Raw genomic sequence first — 20042 nt, 5'->3', positions numbered from 1 at the left:
AATTATGAGGCTTTTTTCAATATGTTAAGTATATAAGCTTAACGGGGCAATTTAGCTTCAGAGCTCTGTTCTAAAATTTTATCAGCCCAAAATGCTTTGACTGAAAAGTCTGATTTTTTAGCTTTTTTCTTAGCTGGCGCTTTGGCGGCCTTTTTCACAGCAGCAGGCTTCTTCTCTGCTACATTTTTAGGCTTTTCAGCAGCAGTTTTGGTTTCTTTAGCTGGTTTTGACGAACCTAGTTCAGCAGTCAAAGTATCTAAATCTGCCAAGCGCATATTTTTGCCACCATCAACACTATACCAGCCACCTTTGGCTTCGATTGCGGGGGCTTTACCATTTACTGCAGTGTAAGCTTCGGTAAAAGCCGCTATTACTTGATCTTTATCCAATTTACTCATAGTCAGGTCTTTGCCTTTAATATGTTTATTTTCAGAATAGGGGCGGGTTTTATACCTTTTTTTATTTATAATGTCTAATTTAGTCAGATTCGTTATGAGTATAAATTAGTAGGAAATTTCATGTCAGTATCAAATTATCAATTATTACAAACACTCAATACGATATTAACGCCAGAAAAGGTTAAAGATTATTGCCCAAATGGTTTGCAGGTGGAGGGTAAAAAAAAGGTAACTAAAATCGTCACAGGTGTGACTGCTTCGCAGGCTTTGATCGATCATGCGGTATCAATTAGTGCGGATGCTATTTTGGTTCATCACGGATACTTTTGGAAAGGTGAATCACCTTGTATTACAGGAATGAAAAGGAAACGAATACAAACATTGTTGCAACACGACATCAATCTTTATGCCTATCATTTGCCATTAGATATTCACCCTACTCTTGGTAATAATGCCCAACTAGCTAAGTTGTTAGGTATTACAGATATCTCACCCTTAGAAGAAAACAACCCTCAATCTGTGGTTATGCAAGGTAGGTTTGAAAGGGGCATTAGTGCAACCGAATTAACTCAATTGTTAACTACTAAATTGTCTAAGAGTCCGTTACATGAGGCTGCAGCGTCAAGTAATATTGAAACCGTTGCTTGGTGTACAGGTGGCGGACAAGGTTATATTGAATTAGCGGCCGAAAAAGGAATCGATGCATACATCACCGGTGAAGTTTCAGAACAAACCATTCACACAGCACGGGAAATGAATATTCATTTTTATGCTGCTGGGCACCATGCAACCGAACGTTATGGTGTAAAAGCGTTAGGGGAGTATATTCAAGATGCATTGGAAATTGAGACGGTGTTTGTTGACATCGATAACCCCGCTTGAGGCACATTTTATAAATGGAAAATAATAAGCAAGATCAAAATTTTGATAAGTTTGCAGATAAATTTGAGAAAAATATTTATGGCTCTACTAAAGGTCGATTGCGCCATGAGTTGTTAGTACATCATCTACACAATTATATCTCCCATAAAAGTATGCCTTTAGAGGTTTTAGATGCTGGCGGAGGTACTGGAGTGATGACTGAAGTGATGCTTGGTTTGGGTCACAAGGTCACGCTTTCTGATATGTCTTCGGAAGTTTTGTCTATAGCAAAACAAAAGTTAGGCGAAAATATCAATCTGGATATTCAGCATACTGACATATTATCCCTAAGCAATAACAAACAATTTGATCTGGTGGTTTGTCATGCCGTTTTAGAGTGGTTACAAGATCCTCTCGAAGTAATAGATAAACTGGTGGATTTAGTTAAACCTGGTGGGCATCTCTCCCTTAGTTTTTTTAATCATGATGCTCAGCTATTTGGCAACATGTTGTATGGTAATTTTGATTATGTTGAACAAGGCATGACAACTAAAAATATTGTGCGCTTAAGCCCTAATAATCCACAAAAACCTAAAGTTATTGTATCGCAACTTGAAAGCTTGCCGGTTAAGATCATAAAACAAGCAGGTATACGCTGTTTTCACGATTATTTAAAACAGCCAGAGAAACAAACTAGTGAATATGAGCAGTTAAAACAGTTAGAAATTCAATATGGCTCAACTGAGCCATATCTTTGGTTGGGTAAGTATTTTTTAATTATTGCTCAGAAAGACGGTTAGGCTGAATTATTCAGCGAGTAATTTTTCAATATCCTTAGTCATCTCTGCAGGCTTAGTTGTGGACGCATAACGTTTAGTTACTTTGCCTTGTTTATTCACTAAAAACTTGGTGAAGTTCCATTTGACACTTTTGCTGCCCATAACTCCAGGGGCTTCTTCTTTCAAATATTTGTATATAGGGGCTGCGTTTGAACCATTAACTTCAATCTTCTTAAACAAAGGAAATTTGACGTTAAAGTTTAAACTACAAAATTCTTGGATCTCGGCATCAGCTCCTGGCTCTTGGTGACCAAATTGATCACAGGGAAAACCAAGCACCTCTAAACCTTGGGTTGCAAATTGTTGATGTAAACTCTGTAGACCATCATATTGTGGTGTAAAACCACATTTACTAGCCGTATTAACTATTAACAGCACTTTGCCTTCATAGTCTTTAAAATTAATAGTTTTACCATTATTTAATATGGCATCAAACTGATATATGGTATCTGACATTATTATTCTCTATATAATTTTGTACTATGTATATTGTCATTATTTAGTCGTGTTTCAACTATTTAAGTCAATATATTTAATAAGTCAGACCAAAATTAAGGAAACTAAATTGGGACAAAAAATAGCGTTTGTTGGACTGGGTGTTATGGGATACCCCATGGCTGGCCATTGTAAAAAAGCAGGTTATGAAGTCACAGTGTTTAATCGAACCACTGAAAAAGCCAATGCTTGGGTGAAACAATATTCAGGTGACATGGCATCAACCCCTAAACTTGCTGCACAACAAGCCAATGTGGTTTTATTATGTGTTGGCAACGACGACGATTTACGTTCCGTTATGTTAGGAGAAAATGGGGTATTAGCTGGAGTGAATTCTGGGGATATTATAGTTGATCATACTACAGCGTCAGCAGAAGTCGCCAGAGAGATGGCTGTACTTTGTGCAGAATTAGGTGTGGGATTTTTAGATGCACCAGTATCAGGTGGTCAGGCTGGTGCTGAAAATGGTCAATTGACAGTAATGCTAGGTGGCCAGCAAACACATTACAACAGTGTTGAACCCGTTATAAGTTGTTATGCAAAATTCAGTCAATTACTCGGTGATGTAGGAAGCGGACAATTGGCTAAAATGATGAATCAAATTTGCATTGCTGGCACAGTACAAGGATTGGCTGAAGCGATTAGCTTTGGAGAAAATGCTGGATTAGATTGTCATGCGGTCATCGATGTTATCTCTAAGGGCGCTGCTCAGTCTTGGCAAATGGAAAATCGTTTTGAAACTATGTTAGCGGGTAAATTTGACTTTGGTTTTGCTGTTGATTGGATGCGTAAAGACTTAGATATAGCTTTAAATGAAGCCAAGAGAAATGGCTCTACCTTGCCGTTAACGGCATTAATTGATCAGTTTTACGCTGATGTTCAGAAAAAGGGAGGAGGGCGTTGGGATACCTCTAGTTTGTTAACTAGGTTGAAATACTAAAGGTAACCAAATAACCTGAGGTCGATTTAAATTAGAAGTTAGGTCAGTGGCTCAAAATGCCACTGATGATCTTTGAAGCAAATTTTTGCACGGTCGTACTCTCTTTCTGCTCGCCAAGTACGGTTATTAAGCTTCACCACTACACCAGGATAAACGCGTTTATTGCCGATGAGTTGAATGTCAGTTTGATACTTCTCTTTGGTATCGTTCATTTCTTTGGCTTTGCTTTCAAGCCATTGCAGCAATTGTGTTTCATTTTCAAACAATTGATTGGCGTTGTCTACTCGGCCCTGCATATCATGTGGAATGAACTTAGAATTAATAATATTCATTCGCTCAAAATGCCGAGTATTATTTTGTTTTATTTTCTTTAGAAGCTCGTCGAGAGTATCTTTGCGCTCTAATAAGGTATTAAAACCTTCACTAAAATCGATACTCAAATTACTACCAGAAACCGCCCCAAGAGTGCCTGCGGTAACGGCATCTTGGCATTTAATAGTACAAGCAAAAATATTGCCGTTGGGTTTATCCAAGGCACCAACTGTCACTTTTCCTCGACAGTTAATTCGGCTGTAAGCTAGTTGTCTGCCCACAGTGACATTGCCATTGCAATTAATATCTAAGCCTTGACCATGCTGTACGTGAACACTGCCTTTTGATGTTAAACTAGTACTGTATTCAGTGGCGCTATCATTAACTTTTCCCATAGCACCTTCAGTAATAATAATATCGCCACCTGCATGTATGGTAGCAGATTCGACAAAGCCATTTACTGTGACATCACCAGTGGCATAGATTTCCATTTTTTCAGTTACGTCACCATTAACTAATACTGAACCATCATATTCAACATTGCCGCTGCCTACATTGACACCTTTGCAAATGAAAATATCGTCAACCCACATTTTTTGATCTTTAAATTTGGGCATTCCAGAAATATCTGCCAGCAACAAATTCTCATCGCCATCACTGATAACTGTGCCTTCACCGGGTCTAAACTTGACCCATTCACCTGATTTAGCATCGATAATATCGCCACTTACAGTATATCCATTTCTACCTTTAGTTGGTGGCATCCTACGTAGCAGTTCGGTACCTTTTTGAACACATATAATCGAACCTAAGTTACGCATATCAACACGGGCGGAACCTACTGTTTGAGGTTTAAGAATTCTATCTAGGGCGTTGAGTACTAAAGGTTTTAATTGAGACGATTTGCCAACTTTAGCAGGCAAACCTTTGGCTATTAACTCTTCAAATACTTCACCCGGCAGTGCTTGGGTACATCTTTTAACTAAGCTAGTTAAACCTTTACTGCTGACCCCACGTTTTATGCCGAATGTATTTAATTCTTCTTTTAAGGATTTTACTGTGGGAAGTTTACCTGCATATCCAGTAATTAATGTTAAGTAAGCACTAAGTTGGTCTTCAACAATTTTATACTTTATTTGGGTATCTCTTCGCTCTCCAATGCGATTTTCAAGAACTTCCGAGATGTTGTTTTTTTTGGCGGACTTATAACTATTAATGGCACCAATGATATTTTCATCAAATATAAAAAAGTGTTTAAACTCACTTTTTTGAATGAACTCATGGATAACACCTGCATCAATCTTTTCTTGCACAAGGTCTGGACTGATGTCTAAATCCAAATATTGATCTGTTTCATCAACTTTTAATGTTATACCAAGCATCAAATCGCCTTTGATTATTACGGAAAATTGTTAAATGTAAATTCAAGCCAGACTAACACGTCACATTTCTGATATCGGCTTAAAATTAAGTTACATTAGCAGCTAACTAACCTTAGTCTCAAATAAATAGTCTAAGAATTTAAGCCACAGAATACCTTTTTATAAACCTTTCGCATAATTGTAAAGATTTTTTAATACGGCTAACTTTTCTGGGTTACGAGCATATTCACTGCTTAATTGTTCGAGTTGCATTAAATATTCTGGCATTTTAATGCTAGCAGGTGATTCATTGTCATAAAATTTAAAATGTCGATAACGTTGCCATCTCTCAACTTCTGTCTCTGATAACGATTGTGGAGCATTCCGTGCTCTGTATCTAAACAACAATGTATTTAAACGTTCGTCCTCAAAAGGTAAAGAAAGCTCAGTCAGTCCCTGCAAATCAGAATGAGTTACTTTTTTCATAAGTTCTTTATCGTTGGACGAAAAAAAGCCGCCCGAATATAAAGCATGCTCTGCATCCAGAGGATCCCGTTGTTCGGTTTGGATGTATACCTGCTGCAATTTTTCAAGACTCTGCAGATTCGCTTTAATTTTCTGCAAGTTTTGAAGACAAAGTTGCCTATCAATTCCCAAACGTTCGGCATTTTCGGCGCTGAGTGTCTTAGCCGGAGCCAACACAGGACATTTATTTATATGGATAAGCTTGATCGGCAAGCGCTGTTCATTTTCCCCTAACATTGCATTAGGGGTGTATAACTTCTGTCTTATTTGGTCAGCTGAAAGTGTAAAAAGTGGACTAGGATCTAGTGCTAAATTAAGAACAATAACCGCATTTTTATTGGTCGGGTGCATTGCTATAGGCACTATCCAAGTACAACAACCATGGACTGAAGGGATCTTAGAGGAAATATGCACTAAAGGTGTTAGTTGTTGATAATCGATTTGTTCAAGTACTTTTCTTTTATCACGTAGGCTAAACAAATAATCAAATAACTTGGGTTGACGTTCCTTGATCAATTTAGCCACTGCAATGGTTGCATACACGTCGGACATTGCATCATGGGCGTCTTGATGCTGAATATCGTTGGCTTTAGTTAAATCTTGCAACTTAAAGCTGGGTAATCCTGCTTCATTTAATGGCCAATTGATGCCTTCAGGCCTAAGCGCGTAACAAGCTCGAGCTAAGTCGATAATGTCCCAACGGCTATTACCATGTTGCCATTCCCTTGCATAAGGATCATAAAAGTTTCGATATAAAGTGTAGCGAGTAATTTCATCATCAAAACGAATATTGTTGAAGCCGGCAACACAGGTATTGGGCTGTGAGAACTCTTTAAGGATTTTAGCGATAAAATCTCTTTCTAGGAGTCCTTCCTTTAAAGAACGTTGTGGAGTAATACCTGTAACTAAACACGCTTGAGGAACCGGCAAACAATCATTAGCAATTTGGCTGAAAATCATCAGAGGTTCACTAATAATGTTTAAGTCTAGATCGGTGCGTATTCCGGCAAACTGACAAGGGAAATCTTTTTGAGGATTAGCCCCCCAAGTTTCGTAGTCGTGCCAGTAGATAGTCTCTTGTTTTTTATCGTTCATTGAAGTTCATTAAGTGCCGTAAAGGCAATGATTGTTATGGCTTGCTTCAGTTTCAATTGTTTATCTTTGTTCATACAAGTTCTTTCTAATTTATTAATAATTTGTACCTATATGCGTACAAATGTTAATTCAACGTGTGTACCAAAAGTAAATTATGTCATTAACTGATACAAACTTAAAAAGTATCTAAGTAATTCACAAGAAAATGAAATTGTGATTTCTGACCGCGATGGCCTAAGTGCGCGCGCTTTCAAAAATGGCACTATAACATGGCGGTATCGTTATCGCTTCAACAACAAAGAGGTTCGATTAAAATTTGGGCGGCACCCAGATTTAAGGATTGATCACGCTAGAAGTAAGGTTCTAGAGTTACCTAACTGGTGAAAGAGAAAAGCAGGTAACTAGAGATAATCTTACTAAGTTTGCCGACATAGACCAAAAAAAAGGCTCTGCGACTGGTTATATTGCCAAATACGTATGCAAAAGCATCAATGGTGCGAACTTAGATAAAGGCGTGTATGGCGAAAACCCAATTTTAGCAGCCCAACGAGTAGAAGCATGGGCGAGTTGTTGGGGAATTAGACAGTTTCAACAAATAGGCGGTGTATCAGTCACAGTGTGGCGAGAACTTCGAAGACTTAGAAAACCTCCAAGCGAAGACGAAGCGCTTACAGAGCTCCATAAGGCCGCAGATTCGGGTAACTGGGCTATATATACGAAGCTAATGGGGGGAGTGTTCTGTAAACGAAAATCTCAGGCAATTCGTCCCTACTACGAAATGGAAATTAACAAAACAACGGGTTTAATAAAAACCAGTTGGTTCGATGGTCTCATTACGCAAAAACTAAAAGGCATTCTCTACAAGGGAATAGAATTTATTACGCGTATCCATACATGGCAAATCAGTATTCAGAAAGAACGTATTTCTGTAGGTGCTTTTAGTCCTTCACTTGGAGTACTGTAAATAACTGTACTTAGATTTAGTTTAGAAAACTTAATATAAAATTATAAGTACTTATTTACTAGGCAGTTTGATATAAGAGAGTTAAATAAAAGGGATTTAACTCTATGCAAAATAAAGAAAATATATCAGTCTCAGCCGAAATATCTAAAAGCGTTGCCGTGGCATCTTGGAGTGGTTTTATATACCAAGGTAAAGTTGCTTTGTATCGTGCAATACAATTGCTCATAGATGACAAGTTAAGTTATTCTTATTCGCTTAAAGTTGAACATTTAGATGACTTTGTCATTTTTAATGATAAGACTGCTTTATCTATTCACCAAGTGAAATCAACTAAATCAAAGTATCGTTCTAGTTATAAGAAAGCATTAGACCAAGCTGCAGAAGTTGTAAGTGATCATTTTAATATTGATACACTAAGATTTTTTCATGTGTCAGTAGATATAGATGATTTTACTAATCATTCTCATAATGGACAAACCGTAAGTTTATTTAAGTATCATGACGGTAAGCTGTTTGTCACACCTGATGAAATAGACGGAGTGTTAAAGGGGATTATAAGTAATTATTTAGATAAGAATTCACTCATCAATTCTCTTGAATTAGTAAGTCATAAGTTTGACAAACTAAATTCTCTATTGGCTCAACGGGTCAATTTTGCACATGCCTTAAATCAAAATCAAAAATATACTCAATACGAATCAACCGACTCTAGTCCTATTCTGTTCTCTGAGATCATCGACTGTCTAGCATCCGTTGTTTTAGACTTTCAAGATAAAAAACATTTGTTATTTCGCTTTAAAAGTCAGTTCATACAGATTATTGATGAATTTGCAGGTGTTTATGAGGAAGAAAACTCAGACGAATTAGAGGATGAGTTAGTTCACTTGTCCACTTGCAAAAAAATAATGTCAAATTTAGATAGCCGATTATTAGAAAGGTTATATATTTCTTTAGACCCAACTAATTTTTCTATAGAAAGTGATATTGGAAAAGTAGTTTTAGAAAGGTATTTAAATATTATAAATGAATTGCCTTCATTTATATCAAATAACAACTTACCTCATTATTTAAATACGAAGTACGATAAATATATACCATCATGTATCGAACTTAATGGCATGTCTAAAAAAGTGCAAGTTAATAAATTGGATAAACACTTATCTGATTTAAGGAGTAATACAACATTATTAAATATTTTATTTGAATTTGATAACTTAATCGTGGCGATCAATGAGTCTTCTTTTAAAGTGAGTGAATTTAGTAAACCTAAAGCGACTCATAATGGAGACTGTATTGATGATGTTAATAATAGTGAATTTATAACATTAAAAATAACATTATTAAAGCTAAAAATATTAGATTTGTTTCAGTAGAGACAGCTAAAGGAGAGATAAATTGATTAATGGATTACTGAAAGAGGCCGCAACTATTGATGACTCTGGTTTTGTTTTTATTGAAAATATAGAGGGTTTTAGCTTTTATAAAAAAATTAAAGAAAATAACAAACGGTTCTTGATTGTGTATGAAACGGATAGCTTACAAGAGGTCGATTATTATAATAATACAATCAAAGATATCACACCGATTGAAATCAAAAGTGAACCTGCATTTGAACGGAATTCAGATTTAATAATTTTATTAAATCTGAAAAATTTAGGTGACTTCAATACTCACGAACAAAAAATATTTTCTATTGAAGAAGACCCATATTATTTCAAAAAATACGTACTCTACTATTCAGATGAAGAAGTAAATTTATTAGCAAATAAATCAATAAGCGATCTTGGAAAGGTAATTTTAGATAGAAACTTATTTATCACTTACAAAAAATATCCTAATTATCCATCTTTATACAGTTTTGCTGCTAGGTTCTTTATTAAAATACCATTTTTGCACGTGCCTGTTAATGAAATAAAAATGCCAAGTATTGATGTAATGCTGAAAGAAAGCCTTTTAGCTAATGATTTAGTTACGTTTGATGAAAATTTAACGAAAATCATTAATGATAAGGCCGATCAAAGCGAAATACTAAAGGAGTTTGAAAATGAGTAAATGGAAGTTAAGAACATTAGATATTAATAGCTTCAAAGTATTTGAAGAATTTAGTGAGTCTTTTGATAATGACTTAACAGTATTAGACGGACCTAATGGTTTTGGTAAAACTTCTGTTTTTGACGCTTTACAATTACTACTGTGTGGGGAAATTCCTAGAATAATAGCTTTATTTAATTCACTTAAAGGGAACAAAAAGAAGCATTATGAAAGAAACCTATATTGGAATAATAACTCTAAATCAAGTATCAAGATAAAGGCAGAATTTTATTGTGGCGATGAAACTATTTGTTTAATGAAGATGGCTAATTTAAAGGAATTGAATGATAAAAAAAATCACCAACCACTAAATTTTGATATTTTTAAGCTATATGAATTATCCAGTTTTGATGATGTAGAAAGCGCCAATTTAATAGAAGATGAACAGTCATACATTAAAAATGTTTTTGGACCTAACTTTTTAAGTAATTTTTCCGTATTAAACTATATTTCTCAAGATAATAATTCAGTTATTGTACCTGACACAAACAACAAAACTTCACGTTTCGATCAAATATCACATTTAATTAAATTAGATGAGGTCAATGAAAAATTGGTTGGATTACGAGACCTTGAAGTAAGCAGAAAAAAACGAATGAAAGCATTAGAAGGTGACATTAGTATTGTAAATGGACAAATAGACTCTTTAACTTTAGCAATTAAAAAAGATAGTCCGCAAGTCGATTACAAAAGAATATCTACCTCTATTACTATCCCACAATGGGATAAAGAAGTTCCTGTTATTAGTACAAAAAAAGAAGACTATGAAGAGTTACTCAAGCAAGTTGTTCTTTTAGATAATGCCAAGGCTCAAGTGGATGAAATAGACTTACGACTTAATAATAACCAATATAATGAATTAGTAGCTAAACCTGAATTCACTCTAGCGATTTATTTAGGTAATCACTTTAGTAAACATGACGGTTTGGTAAAAGATAAGAGCACTATTGATTCTTATAAGAGTCAAATAAAACTCCTTAAAACTAGTGAAGAAACCGTAACTCTAGAGCAATTAGTTAAATTAACATTAGTATCTAATGATTTGATAACTAATATAAAAACTAAAGTAGAGGAAAGGATTAGGTTAAAAAGTACCACCGATGGACATATTGCTAAACTAACAGAAATAGATCAACTTAGATTATCTATTATAGAAAAACAGCAAGAACATGAGGTTGAATGCTTATTATGTGGATTTGATTATACTACAAACCAGTTATTAATAGATGCGCTAGAACTCAAATCCAAAAATATAACTGAGTTTATAGAGCGTCACGATATGTCGTATAAAGTGTGTTTAGATGCATTAAAATCTTTATTAAAGGCAGAGGGTGAAAAATTAACTACTCAGTTGAAATCACTGGAACTTAATTTCAATTTATCTTTACTAGAAGAATTAGAAGAGAACAAATTAAAGAAAAGTAATATAGATCTAATAACTCAAAAACTAACCGCTTATGGAATATCTTTACCTATTGAATACTCCTCTGACGATCAAATAAAAGAACAGACGTTAAAAGAGATTAAGGTTAAGGTTTTATCTTTACGAAAGGTTGAAAGTGATTCTTTACAAAGCGGTGTAATGGGATTTTTCAACGAATGTTTTAAAACAATTAATGAACTGAAAAGTATTAATATTGCTGATGTACAAAATAAGAGCTTATATATTAACTCGCAATATAATTTAAAAATAAATTCAGAGCTAAACAGCCAGAAATTAATAGTAAAAGCACATAAAAAAGCTCAAGCTAATTTAGATAAATTTGGTAGTAAATTAACCAAACTTATTGAAACAACTAATACAGTGAAAAATACGTATTCAAGTGAAACCATCGGTCAAGTTGAGTCATTATTCCATATTTACAGTGGAAGATTAATTCAGAACTATCAAAGAGGGTTAGGACTATTTATTGATACTGAAGAGTCTAGTACCAATAAAACTAAAAATTTACATTTCTTTACTGCTGATGGTTCTTCATATGACGCAGTGCTATCTATGAGTAGTGGTCAAGTAGCGGCGTTAACTCTGGCCTTTTTTCTTTCATTGAATCGTAAATATGCACAGACTGCATTTATACTAATAGATGATCCTACACAAAGCATGGATGAAATAAATATAGCTTCTTTAAGTGATTTGTTAAGGATTGAATTAAGAGATAGACAAGTAATAATTTCTACTCATGAGCAGGAGGTTTCTGATTATTTGAGATATAGGTATTTAAGAGGTGGTTTACAAGCTAGCTCAATTCACTTACAAAATAAATATTCTGAAAAGTTAATCGAAATAAGCTGAATTCATAACGTTATAAATTCACGGCAAAAACGAAATAATTAAAGTATTTCCAATATATGTGGCACTTTTTAAAGTGCCCTTAACAATATGTTGAAATGATTGATTTTAGATGTCCGCAAGAGTCAAACTTGTAACTGCCGCTTAGGAGTGCGATGTACTTCATTAGTTTTTGTAAGTTGTACCTTTTTGCGTACCAAAAAATCAATGCTTTGTGCTTGCCCTTATTTTTATTGCTCTTGATTGGTGTTGTTATATATCGTGCCAATAGATAGATGGTTGTTCATTCATGTTTGTTTATCATTATTAATCAATTGTTTACTTTGTATTTTGTTCGCTGCTGTTAGTTAGTACTTTTTCTTGTTTTGTTTGTTTTACAAACTTTTGTGTACATAATCAAAAGAGTGTAAATACGCCGCTATTTGATAAACAAGTAAATTCCCCTCAAAAACTACCATAAGATAAAATGATTGAAGTCGCTGATAGGGATCCCTTAAGGGTAAGGGTACCACCTAGGGGAAAGGTTGTCTTTTAATACAGATATCGCTTTCAAGATAGGGGTAAAGTTAGGGGTAGGAACTTATCCTTCTTTATCGTTAAAAAGAAACACATAGCGAGTTAATCGGACTCAAGGGCATATTAGAAGATGGACATAATATAAGTTGTGACCTAGACCATTGCTGAGCATAAGTTTACAAGTGGGGTTGCTGCAATATAGAAAGCGGTATTGGAACAAGCAAATAGTTAATAGTAATTGACTGATATCGTTCTTTACTTTTGCCGAACGATATCAAAATATAATCATTTAATTTGATAATTTAAACTGGCTAATGATAGTTTTTAAATCAACCGCTAGCTTTGCCAAAGCACTGCTCGTTTGCAAAGTTTCCGAGGCTGAAATAGTCGATTCTTGTGCAATATTATTAATATTTTCTATATTTCGATTAATTTCTTCGGCAACTGAGTTCTGTTGTTCTGCAGCACTGGCAATTTGAAAGTTTTGGCTACTGATGGTAGATACCGCACTGGTTATTTTTTCAATTGCTTCACCGGCGATGCCTGCTTGACGTACACAATTTTGTGCCAGCTCCTCACCACTTTTCATAACCGCTACTGCCGATAGGGTCTTGGCCTGCAACCGTTCGATTATTTGCGTGATTTCCAAAGTAGAGGCCTGACTTCTGGAGGCTAAAGTTCTGACTTCGTCTGCGACCACTGCAAACCCTCTTCCTTGCTCTCCAGCACGGGCTGCTTCTATGGCGGCGTTTAAGGCGAGTAAATTGGTTTGTTCCGCAATACTGCCAATTACTTGTACTACGGTATTTATATTTTCTGCTTCCTCCCTTAATTGATCCATCTCAATGGCGGTATCGATAACTTGTTTAGCAAGATTACCAATTAGCCTAGCGGTATCTCTCACTAAATTGGCACCATTTTGTGATTCTTCATCAACAATATTTGACGAAGTAGCAGCATTACTTGCCGCACGAGATACCTCTAGGACTGTTGCCGTCATTTCGTTAATTGCGGTGGCAACACTTTCTGTTTCAGCTTGCTGACGCTTTATACCATCGCTGCTATTTTGCGTTATGACATTGAGCTCTTCGGAGGAGGAACTGAGTAAATAAGTGGCTTGCGACACTTCCAATATTGATTTCTCAAAACTGTCGAGCATGTCATTGAGGGAATCACCCACATCATTAATTTCTTTGGCACCCGCATAATCATAACGTAGAGTGAGATCCTTATTACGACTGGTATTTGCCATCAATTCAGACAGATATCGAACTGGTTTGGAAATACTGATTGAGAGTAATATAACAATACCAACAATCACCAAAGTGATGACCAGTGCAATAATAATTGACATTAAATTAGTGAATGCGCGATGTTCAATGGAAGTAATTTCGATTTCTTCGGCTAGGGTTGTTAATAAACCCTCAGTTTGATGTACAGTTTCTCTCAGCTCACCTAAGGCACCATCCGAACTAGTTAAGCCTAGGGCCTGTTTGCCACTTATAAAGCCTTTAAAACTTTGACTATAGTTTTGCATTAGGGACGTTATTGCTGATTTGGTATCATTGGCAATACTTTCCGTGTTCAAACTCGTCATGAAGACTACTAAGTCTCGATTAAATCTATCAAAATATTTTAAGTCTTCCCGCAGCATGAAATCTTTTTCGTGGCGGCGTAACATTAGCAAGTTGGCCAATAGCCTATCATTATTGAGCTCATTAATTTTACTTTCAACCTGATGAACTGCTGCACGTAAGTTACCATATAGGCCGCTATTAGCATCAAGTCCTAGATTTTGCTCGAGCCTTACTAAGGCCTCAAATTTTTTCTTGTAGTCAATCAGAATGTCTTTTAGTTTAGAGGCTTTACTTGCATCATCATCTTGCTGTTCAAGCTCTATTTTGAGAATTTCAACATTTAAGATTAAGGACGTAACTTCATCATTAAATTTCTGAAAATATTTCACGTCAAGTCGCATTAGGAAATCTTTTTCATGACGTCTGAGAGTTAACATGCCGCTTTGTATGGAACTGACACGCAGATTTGTTTGACTAATATTATTAAGCGATGAATTAATGCTTTTTTGCAAGATGATCATTGCTAACATACTTAACGCAACAAGAACGCCAATAAGTATTAATTTGTTCCTGATACTATTTATGTTAAACATTCCACTTCATCCAAATCCATCCCTTCGAAAAACTATATGTTTATAGCTAAATATTGATTGCCACATATTAGCATTTTTTTAGCATTTTGCTTAATGTTGATATAGACATAAGTAATATCGGCCATTAATCGATTGCCCGTAGGTGTATTATATATTTTTACTAAATCATTGATTGAAAACCCGTTTTGTAGCTCTATCAGAATAAAAATTAATTAGGACAGGAAATCTTTACCACGAGTAGCTAACTTGATCTCTATCGAATCAGCAGAAAAAGTTATGGCTGTTGGCAACACCAACACCAAGTTCAATTGAGGGAGCGGGTCAAGGTCAATATAGATTTGTCTTTATTGTTATGTGTGGAATTCAATTTAACTTTACCATTCCACCTGAGTGTTACATCTAGATTGGTTGGTACGCTTTAAATGGTGTGGATAAAAACACTGAAAGTCTTTAAATTTAGTTTTGGTGGTAATTTATAGTTATTTATTTTAATAATTTAAAATAAAATAATTAGGTATTGTGGTGACTTAAGTCTATCTTTACCTCAAACGATATAAAATTATAATTATTAGAAACCAAGGAGTTATAGTGGAATCTCTAAAAGTGAGCGACCATATGAATCTACGTCCAGTTACATTTACTAGTGAAATGACAGTTGCTGAAGCCGTTGAGCGATTGTTACAAGCTAAACAAATGGGTGGACCGGTAATTGATATTCAAAATAAAGTAATAGGTTTTTTATCTGAACAAGATTGTCTGGTACAGATGATTGAATCTAGTTATTACAGAGAACAAGTCGCACAAGTTAAAGATATAATGAAAACCGAGGTGTTAGCAATCAAGCCATACACTTCAGTTATTGAGTTGGCGCAACAAATGACCACCGCAAAACCTAAAGTTTATCCAATAGTCGATGACGATGGGTATTTATTAGGAACAATTAATCGTTCAGCTTTATTGCACGCCTTAGACTTGCATCTACATGACGGTTACAAATCGCCAACGAGTTAACTCTTTTGTTAGGTCAATTCAGAAGGTGGTCGACATTCAGTCATTGCCTTAAATTGAAGCGCTCCAGTCGTTTTGAAACGCACATCTTGAGGTGACAGGGGGATATGTTTTAATAATACTGGTATTTGCTCGATTCATCTTCTAGGATCCTCGGTTCATTTTTATAGAAGTAAAAGAGCAGCCGTTTTTGTCTTTAGTACAACCCAACTCAGAAATTAGCGTTAAACAACTATCTAGTGATATCGCGACTTGTATGTCTAAAGACAAATTTAGATTTATTTCCCGTTTGCGTAGAATTCCCAGCTTAGCGGCTGATAAAAAGCCAGATTATTTAGCTAAACTGCAAGGTGATATCCAAAAATCTACGCAGATTTTTGCTTCTAGACTAGAGCAACGGCCAGAAATTGAATTTCCTCCTTTACCTGTTTGTGAAAGAAAAGATGAAATAGCCGAAGCCATTGCAAATAATCAAGTAGTGATCATCGCCGGCGAAACAGGTTCAGGTAAAACCACCCAAATTCCAAAAATATGTTTAGAGCTTGGTAGAGGGATTGGCGGTTTGATTGGTCATACTCAACCTAGACGTCTTGCTGCTAGAACGGTGGCAAACCGTATCGCCGACGAATTAAAAACGCCACTTGGTCAACAAGTGGGTTTTAAAATTAGGTTTTCAGATCAAGTATCAGATAGTACCTATATCAAATTAATGACAGACGGTATTTTGTTGGCAGAAATTCAACAAGATAAGTTTTTGAATCAATACGACACTATCATCATAGATGAGGCTCATGAACGTAGCTTAAACATCGATTTTATTCTGGGTTATCTAAAACAACTATTACCTAGACGCCCAGAACTTAAACTTATCATTACCTCTGCGACTATTGATCCTCTGCGTTTTTCAAAACACTTTAACGACGCACCTGTTATTGAAGTCAGTGGCAGAACTTACCCAGTAGAAATGCGCTACAGGGAAGGCGAAAGCAGTGATAACGACCAAATTCAAGCTATTATCGAAGCGGTAAATGAATTATTAACCGAGCCAAACGGCGACATATTAGTGTTTTTAAGTGGCGAAAGGGAAATTCGCGATACTGCTGACGCACTGAACAAACAGCAATATCGGCATACCGAAGTTTTGCCTTTGTATGCTAGGTTGAGTAACAGCGAACAAAACAAAGTGTTTTCTTCCCATACAGGTAGAAGAATTGTTCTCGCCACTAATGTTGCAGAAACCTCTCTTACTGTTCCAGGAATAAAGTATGTTGTCGATCCTGGCACTGCTCGTATATCGCGCTATAGCGTGCGCAGTAAAGTACAACGTTTACCTATTGAAGCGATTTCACAAGCGTCAGCTAATCAAAGGGCAGGGCGCTGTGGTCGTGTATCCGATGGTATTTGTATTCGTTTGTATTCAGAGGATGATTATTTATCTAGGGATGTGTTTACCGATCCTGAGATTTTACGTACCAATTTGGCTTCGGTTATTTTACAAATGATGTCCTTGGGGTTAGGTAAAGTAGATGAGTTTCCTTTTGTACAACCACCTGATTCTAGAAGTATTAATGATGGTTTTAAACTACTCGAAGAACTAGGGGCAGTAGATAACAAACTTGGTCGACAAGGATTAACCCACCAAGGTCGGCAGCTAGCGCGTCTACCTATAGATCCAAGATATGCACGCATGGTGGTGGAAGCCGCTAAACAAAATTGCCTCAGTGAAGTCTTGATCATTGCTGCGGGTTTGAGTATCCAAGATCCCAAAGAGCGCCCTCAGGACAAAAAGCAACAAGCTGACCAAATGCACGAAGACTTTACTAATAAGGAGTCTGATTTTCTAGGTTATTTCCAATTGTGGCAAGGGTTCAAAGAACAACAGCAAGCTTTATCATCCAGCCAATTACGTAACTGGTGTAAGAAACATTTTATTAATTTTATGCGGATGCGTGAATGGCAAGATATTGTCAGTCAACTTAAAAAATCTGTGGCAGAGCTGGGTTTTGGGATTTCTTCACATCAGGCTGAATATCAAGCTATTCACCAAGCTATTGCATCAGGGTTGTTATCCCATTTAGGTACTAAAGATGTCGACCGTGAATACTTAGGTGCCCGCAATAGCCGCTTTAAAATTTTTCCGGGCTCTGGTTTATCTAAATCTCAACCTAAGTGGACTATGGTCGCTGAGTTAGTGGAAACAGCCCATTTATTTGGCAGAGTGGCGGCTAAAATTGAACCAGAATGGATTGAGCCACTAGCCCAACACTTAATCAAAACCGAATACTCAGAACCACACTGGTCAAAGAAACACGGTGTTGTGCAGGCCTTTGAGAAAGTCAGTTTGTATGGCCTGATACTGGTTAACCAAAGGCGAAAAAATTATAGCCAAATTGACCCACAAGTTAGTAGGGAGATATTTATCCGCGAAGCTTTGGTTAATATGGACACTAAACTGAACTTTTCGTTTTTGTCTTTTAATCAAAAGATGATAGAAAATATTGAAGATTTAGAGGACAAGAGCCGTAGGCGAGACCTATTAGTAGATGAAGATACCTTAGTGGATTTTTATGGTGAAAAAATCCCCAGTCATATCTGTTCTGAAGTCAATTTTAAAAAATGGTGGAAAAAACAGTCTACTGAAGATCCACAGTTACTTAATTTCGATCCCGAAGCCTTACTTAAGAAAGATACTGGACATATAGATGCATCGTCATTCCCAGAAACCTTTAGGCAAAATAATCTTACCCTTGGATTAGATTATCATTTCGATCCCAAAGATATAGACGACGGTGTCAGTTTGATGGTGCCATTACCACTACTGAATCAAGTCACAACTGTGGGCTTGGATTGGCTTATTCCGGGATTACGCCATGAGCTTATTGTGGCCTTGATCAAAGCCTTGCCAAAATCTTTAAGACGAAACTTTGTTCCGGCCCCCAATTATGCCGATGCCTGCTTGTCTGATATGCCGCAAATAGATAAGCAAGGTAATCCTATTGCCTTCTTAAGCGCTTTGTCGCTGAAACTAAAGCGTATGACGGGGCGCGAGCTGGAGACTAGCGAATGGCAACGAGATAAATTGCCACAACATTTAACTTTTAATATCAAAGTAATAGATCAACAAGGAAAGGTGATTGCCCAAGGCCGTGATTTGTTTGTGTTACAGCAAAAACTGCAAGGTAAAGTCAAACAAAACCTACAGGCTGTAGCTACGCCAGAACTAGAAAAAACGGGTTTAGTCAGTTGGGAAATCGATAAATTACCCAACGAATTTATCAACAAAACCGGTGGCTATGAGATCAAGGCCTACCCAGCATTAGTTAACGAAGGCAAAACAGTAGCCGTTAAATTATTTGATCAGCCGCATATTGCCGAAATATCCCATAAGCTAGGGTTACGAAAGTTAGTTATTTTGGGCATACCTTCACCGGTCAAATATTTACAGGACAAACTGCCCAATAAAGCTAAGTTAGGGCTGTATTTTAATCCTTTCGGACAAATTAGAGCCTTAATCGATGACTGTATAGATGCAGGTGTTGATCAACTAATTAATCAATATTGTCTGCAAAATAATGCGGATATCCGAGATAAAGAACAGTTTGGTGCATGTTGTGAATTTGTCAGGCAAGAAATTAACGACACTGTTTTGTCTATTGCCCAACAAGTAGAAGTTGGCTTAACCGTTGCTCATGAAATTAAGAAAAAGATGAAAGGCAGTGTGCCGTTAAATCTCATTTACGCTCATGGACATATCAAAGCTCAACTCGATTCCTTGGTCTACAAAGGTTTTGTGGCCGATGTAGGAGCTCATAAATTGGGCGATTGGCAACGTTATATTAAGGCGATTGCTAAAAGATTGGAAAAAGTGGCCATAGATCCCACCAAAGACAAATTACATCAGCTTAATTTAGAAAAGGCCGAACAAGCCTATCAGGCAAAATATAATAAAATTCCTGCAAATCAGCCTATACCGGAAGAATTAAAAGAAGTACGTTGGCTTTTACAGGAATTACAGGTGTCGTTTTTTGCTCAACAATTAGGCACATCTGCCCCAATTTCAGTCAAACGTATATTGAATCATTTGGATTCGATTTAACTCAAGTTGATGATTCGAGTTTTATTTGCGTTGACTTTGGTTTCACGGCACCCTATAAACTACAGAGTAGAATTTTAACTT

General features: G+C 36.2%; 15 protein-coding genes. 10 read left to right on the top strand and 5 right to left on the bottom strand.

The annotated features are described in order from the left end of the window. Nucleotides 1–38 precede the first annotated feature (38 nt). Nucleotides 39–398, bottom strand: a complete 360-nt coding sequence (locus GARC_RS11995; RefSeq protein WP_007620318.1) for a hypothetical protein — start codon at nt 396–398, stop codon at nt 39–41. Between the two features lie 120 nt (nt 399–518). Between GARC_RS11995 and GARC_RS11990 the strand changes: the two genes are divergently transcribed. Further along, entirely contained in the window at nt 519–1280 is a 762-nt protein-coding gene (locus GARC_RS11990) for a Nif3-like dinuclear metal center hexameric protein (RefSeq protein ID WP_007620315.1), read from the top strand. A gap of 14 nt (nt 1281–1294) precedes the next feature. Continuing rightward, nucleotides 1295–2059: a methyltransferase domain-containing protein gene (locus GARC_RS11985; protein ID WP_007620313.1), complete on the top strand. Its 765-nt coding sequence runs from the start codon at nt 1295–1297 to the stop codon at nt 2057–2059. Nucleotides 2060–2065: 6 nt separating this feature from the next. Here the strand turns inward: GARC_RS11985 and GARC_RS11980 are convergent, their stop codons facing one another. Then, nucleotides 2066–2554: a glutathione peroxidase gene (locus GARC_RS11980; protein ID WP_007620304.1), complete on the bottom strand. Its 489-nt coding sequence runs from the start codon at nt 2552–2554 to the stop codon at nt 2066–2068. Nucleotides 2555–2663: 109 nt separating this feature from the next. Between GARC_RS11980 and GARC_RS11975 the strand changes: the two genes are divergently transcribed. Continuing rightward, nucleotides 2664–3533: an NAD(P)-dependent oxidoreductase gene (locus tag GARC_RS11975; protein WP_007620303.1), complete on the top strand. Its 870-nt coding sequence runs from the start codon at nt 2664–2666 to the stop codon at nt 3531–3533. A gap of 38 nt (nt 3534–3571) precedes the next feature. Here the strand turns inward: GARC_RS11975 and GARC_RS11970 are convergent, their stop codons facing one another. Both GARC_RS11970 and sbcB read right to left on the bottom strand, forming a co-directional pair. After that, the gene (locus GARC_RS11970) at nt 3572–5227 is read right to left on the bottom strand and encodes a DUF342 domain-containing protein (protein WP_007620302.1); all 1656 of its coding nucleotides are present in this window, start codon (nt 5225–5227) and stop codon (nt 3572–3574) included. Between the two features lie 159 nt (nt 5228–5386). Next, nucleotides 5387–6826, bottom strand: coding sequence for an exodeoxyribonuclease I (gene sbcB, locus GARC_RS11965; protein ID WP_007620301.1), 1440 nt, complete (start codon nt 6824–6826; stop codon nt 5387–5389). 213 nt (nt 6827–7039) lie between these two features. Here sbcB and GARC_RS27710 point away from each other — a divergent pair, with 213 nt between their 5' ends. The 5 genes from GARC_RS27710 (at nt 7040) to GARC_RS11945 (ending at nt 12174) form a co-directional block, all read left to right on the top strand. After that, nucleotides 7040–7210 carry an Arm DNA-binding domain-containing protein gene (locus GARC_RS27710; protein WP_226989133.1) on the top strand — a complete coding sequence of 57 codons (171 nt, stop codon included), beginning with the start codon at nt 7040–7042 and terminating at the stop codon, nt 7208–7210. A gap of 130 nt (nt 7211–7340) precedes the next feature. Continuing rightward, nucleotides 7341–7790 (top strand): hypothetical protein, encoded by a 450-nt coding sequence (locus GARC_RS11960; protein ID WP_007620300.1) that lies wholly within the window; start codon nt 7341–7343, stop codon nt 7788–7790. Between the two features lie 104 nt (nt 7791–7894). Beyond that, nucleotides 7895–9163 (top strand): ABC-three component system protein, encoded by a 1269-nt coding sequence (locus GARC_RS11955; RefSeq protein ID WP_007620299.1) that lies wholly within the window; start codon nt 7895–7897, stop codon nt 9161–9163. A 22-nt stretch (nt 9164–9185) separates the two neighbouring features. After that, complete coding sequence (locus tag GARC_RS11950) at nt 9186–9842, top strand: ABC-three component system middle component 1 (protein WP_007620298.1); 657 nt, start codon at nt 9186–9188, stop codon at nt 9840–9842. Then, nucleotides 9835–12174, top strand: a complete 2340-nt coding sequence (locus GARC_RS11945; protein ID WP_007620297.1) for an AAA family ATPase — start codon at nt 9835–9837, stop codon at nt 12172–12174. Before GARC_RS11950 ends, GARC_RS11945 begins: the two co-directional genes overlap by 8 nt. Nucleotides 12175–12976: 802 nt before the next feature. Here the strand turns inward: GARC_RS11945 and GARC_RS11940 are convergent. After that, a complete protein-coding gene (locus GARC_RS11940; protein ID WP_039989474.1) occupies nt 12977–14857 on the bottom strand; it encodes a methyl-accepting chemotaxis protein in 1881 nt (626 codons plus the stop codon). A 588-nt stretch (nt 14858–15445) separates the two neighbouring features. Here GARC_RS11940 and GARC_RS11935 point away from each other — a divergent pair. Both GARC_RS11935 and hrpA read left to right on the top strand, forming a co-directional pair. Next, entirely contained in the window at nt 15446–15868 is a 423-nt protein-coding gene (locus tag GARC_RS11935; protein ID WP_007620295.1) for a CBS domain-containing protein, read from the top strand. Nucleotides 15869–16055: 187 nt separating this feature from the next. Further along, complete coding sequence (gene hrpA, locus GARC_RS11930) at nt 16056–19961, top strand: ATP-dependent RNA helicase HrpA (RefSeq protein WP_007620293.1); 3906 nt, start codon at nt 16056–16058, stop codon at nt 19959–19961. Nucleotides 19962–20042 lie beyond the last annotated feature (81 nt).

This window comes from Paraglaciecola arctica BSs20135 (assembly GCF_000314995.1).
GTDB lineage: Bacteria > Pseudomonadota > Gammaproteobacteria > Enterobacterales > Alteromonadaceae > Paraglaciecola > Paraglaciecola arctica.
Note: the sequence above shows the minus strand (reverse complement) of the source record. Positions and strands in the feature narration are given on the sequence as shown.

Coding starts and splice junctions, on each gene's coding strand:
- GARC_RS11940 (WP_039989474.1), bottom strand. CDS start 14,857: ATGTTTAACATAAATAGTATCAGGAACAAATTAATACTTATTGGCGTT.
- GARC_RS11990 (WP_007620315.1), top strand. CDS start 519: ATGTCAGTATCAAATTATCAATTATTACAAACACTCAATACGATATTA.
- GARC_RS11995 (WP_007620318.1), bottom strand. CDS start 398: ATGAGTAAATTGGATAAAGATCAAGTAATAGCGGCTTTTACCGAAGCT.
- GARC_RS11945 (WP_007620297.1), top strand. CDS start 9,835: ATGAGTAAATGGAAGTTAAGAACATTAGATATTAATAGCTTCAAAGTA.
- GARC_RS11970 (WP_007620302.1), bottom strand. CDS start 5,227: ATGCTTGGTATAACATTAAAAGTTGATGAAACAGATCAATATTTGGAT.
- GARC_RS11955 (WP_007620299.1), top strand. CDS start 7,895: ATGCAAAATAAAGAAAATATATCAGTCTCAGCCGAAATATCTAAAAGC.
- GARC_RS11985 (WP_007620313.1), top strand. CDS start 1,295: ATGGAAAATAATAAGCAAGATCAAAATTTTGATAAGTTTGCAGATAAA.
- sbcB (WP_007620301.1), bottom strand. CDS start 6,826: ATGAACGATAAAAAACAAGAGACTATCTACTGGCACGACTACGAAACT.
- GARC_RS11980 (WP_007620304.1), bottom strand. CDS start 2,554: ATGTCAGATACCATATATCAGTTTGATGCCATATTAAATAATGGTAAA.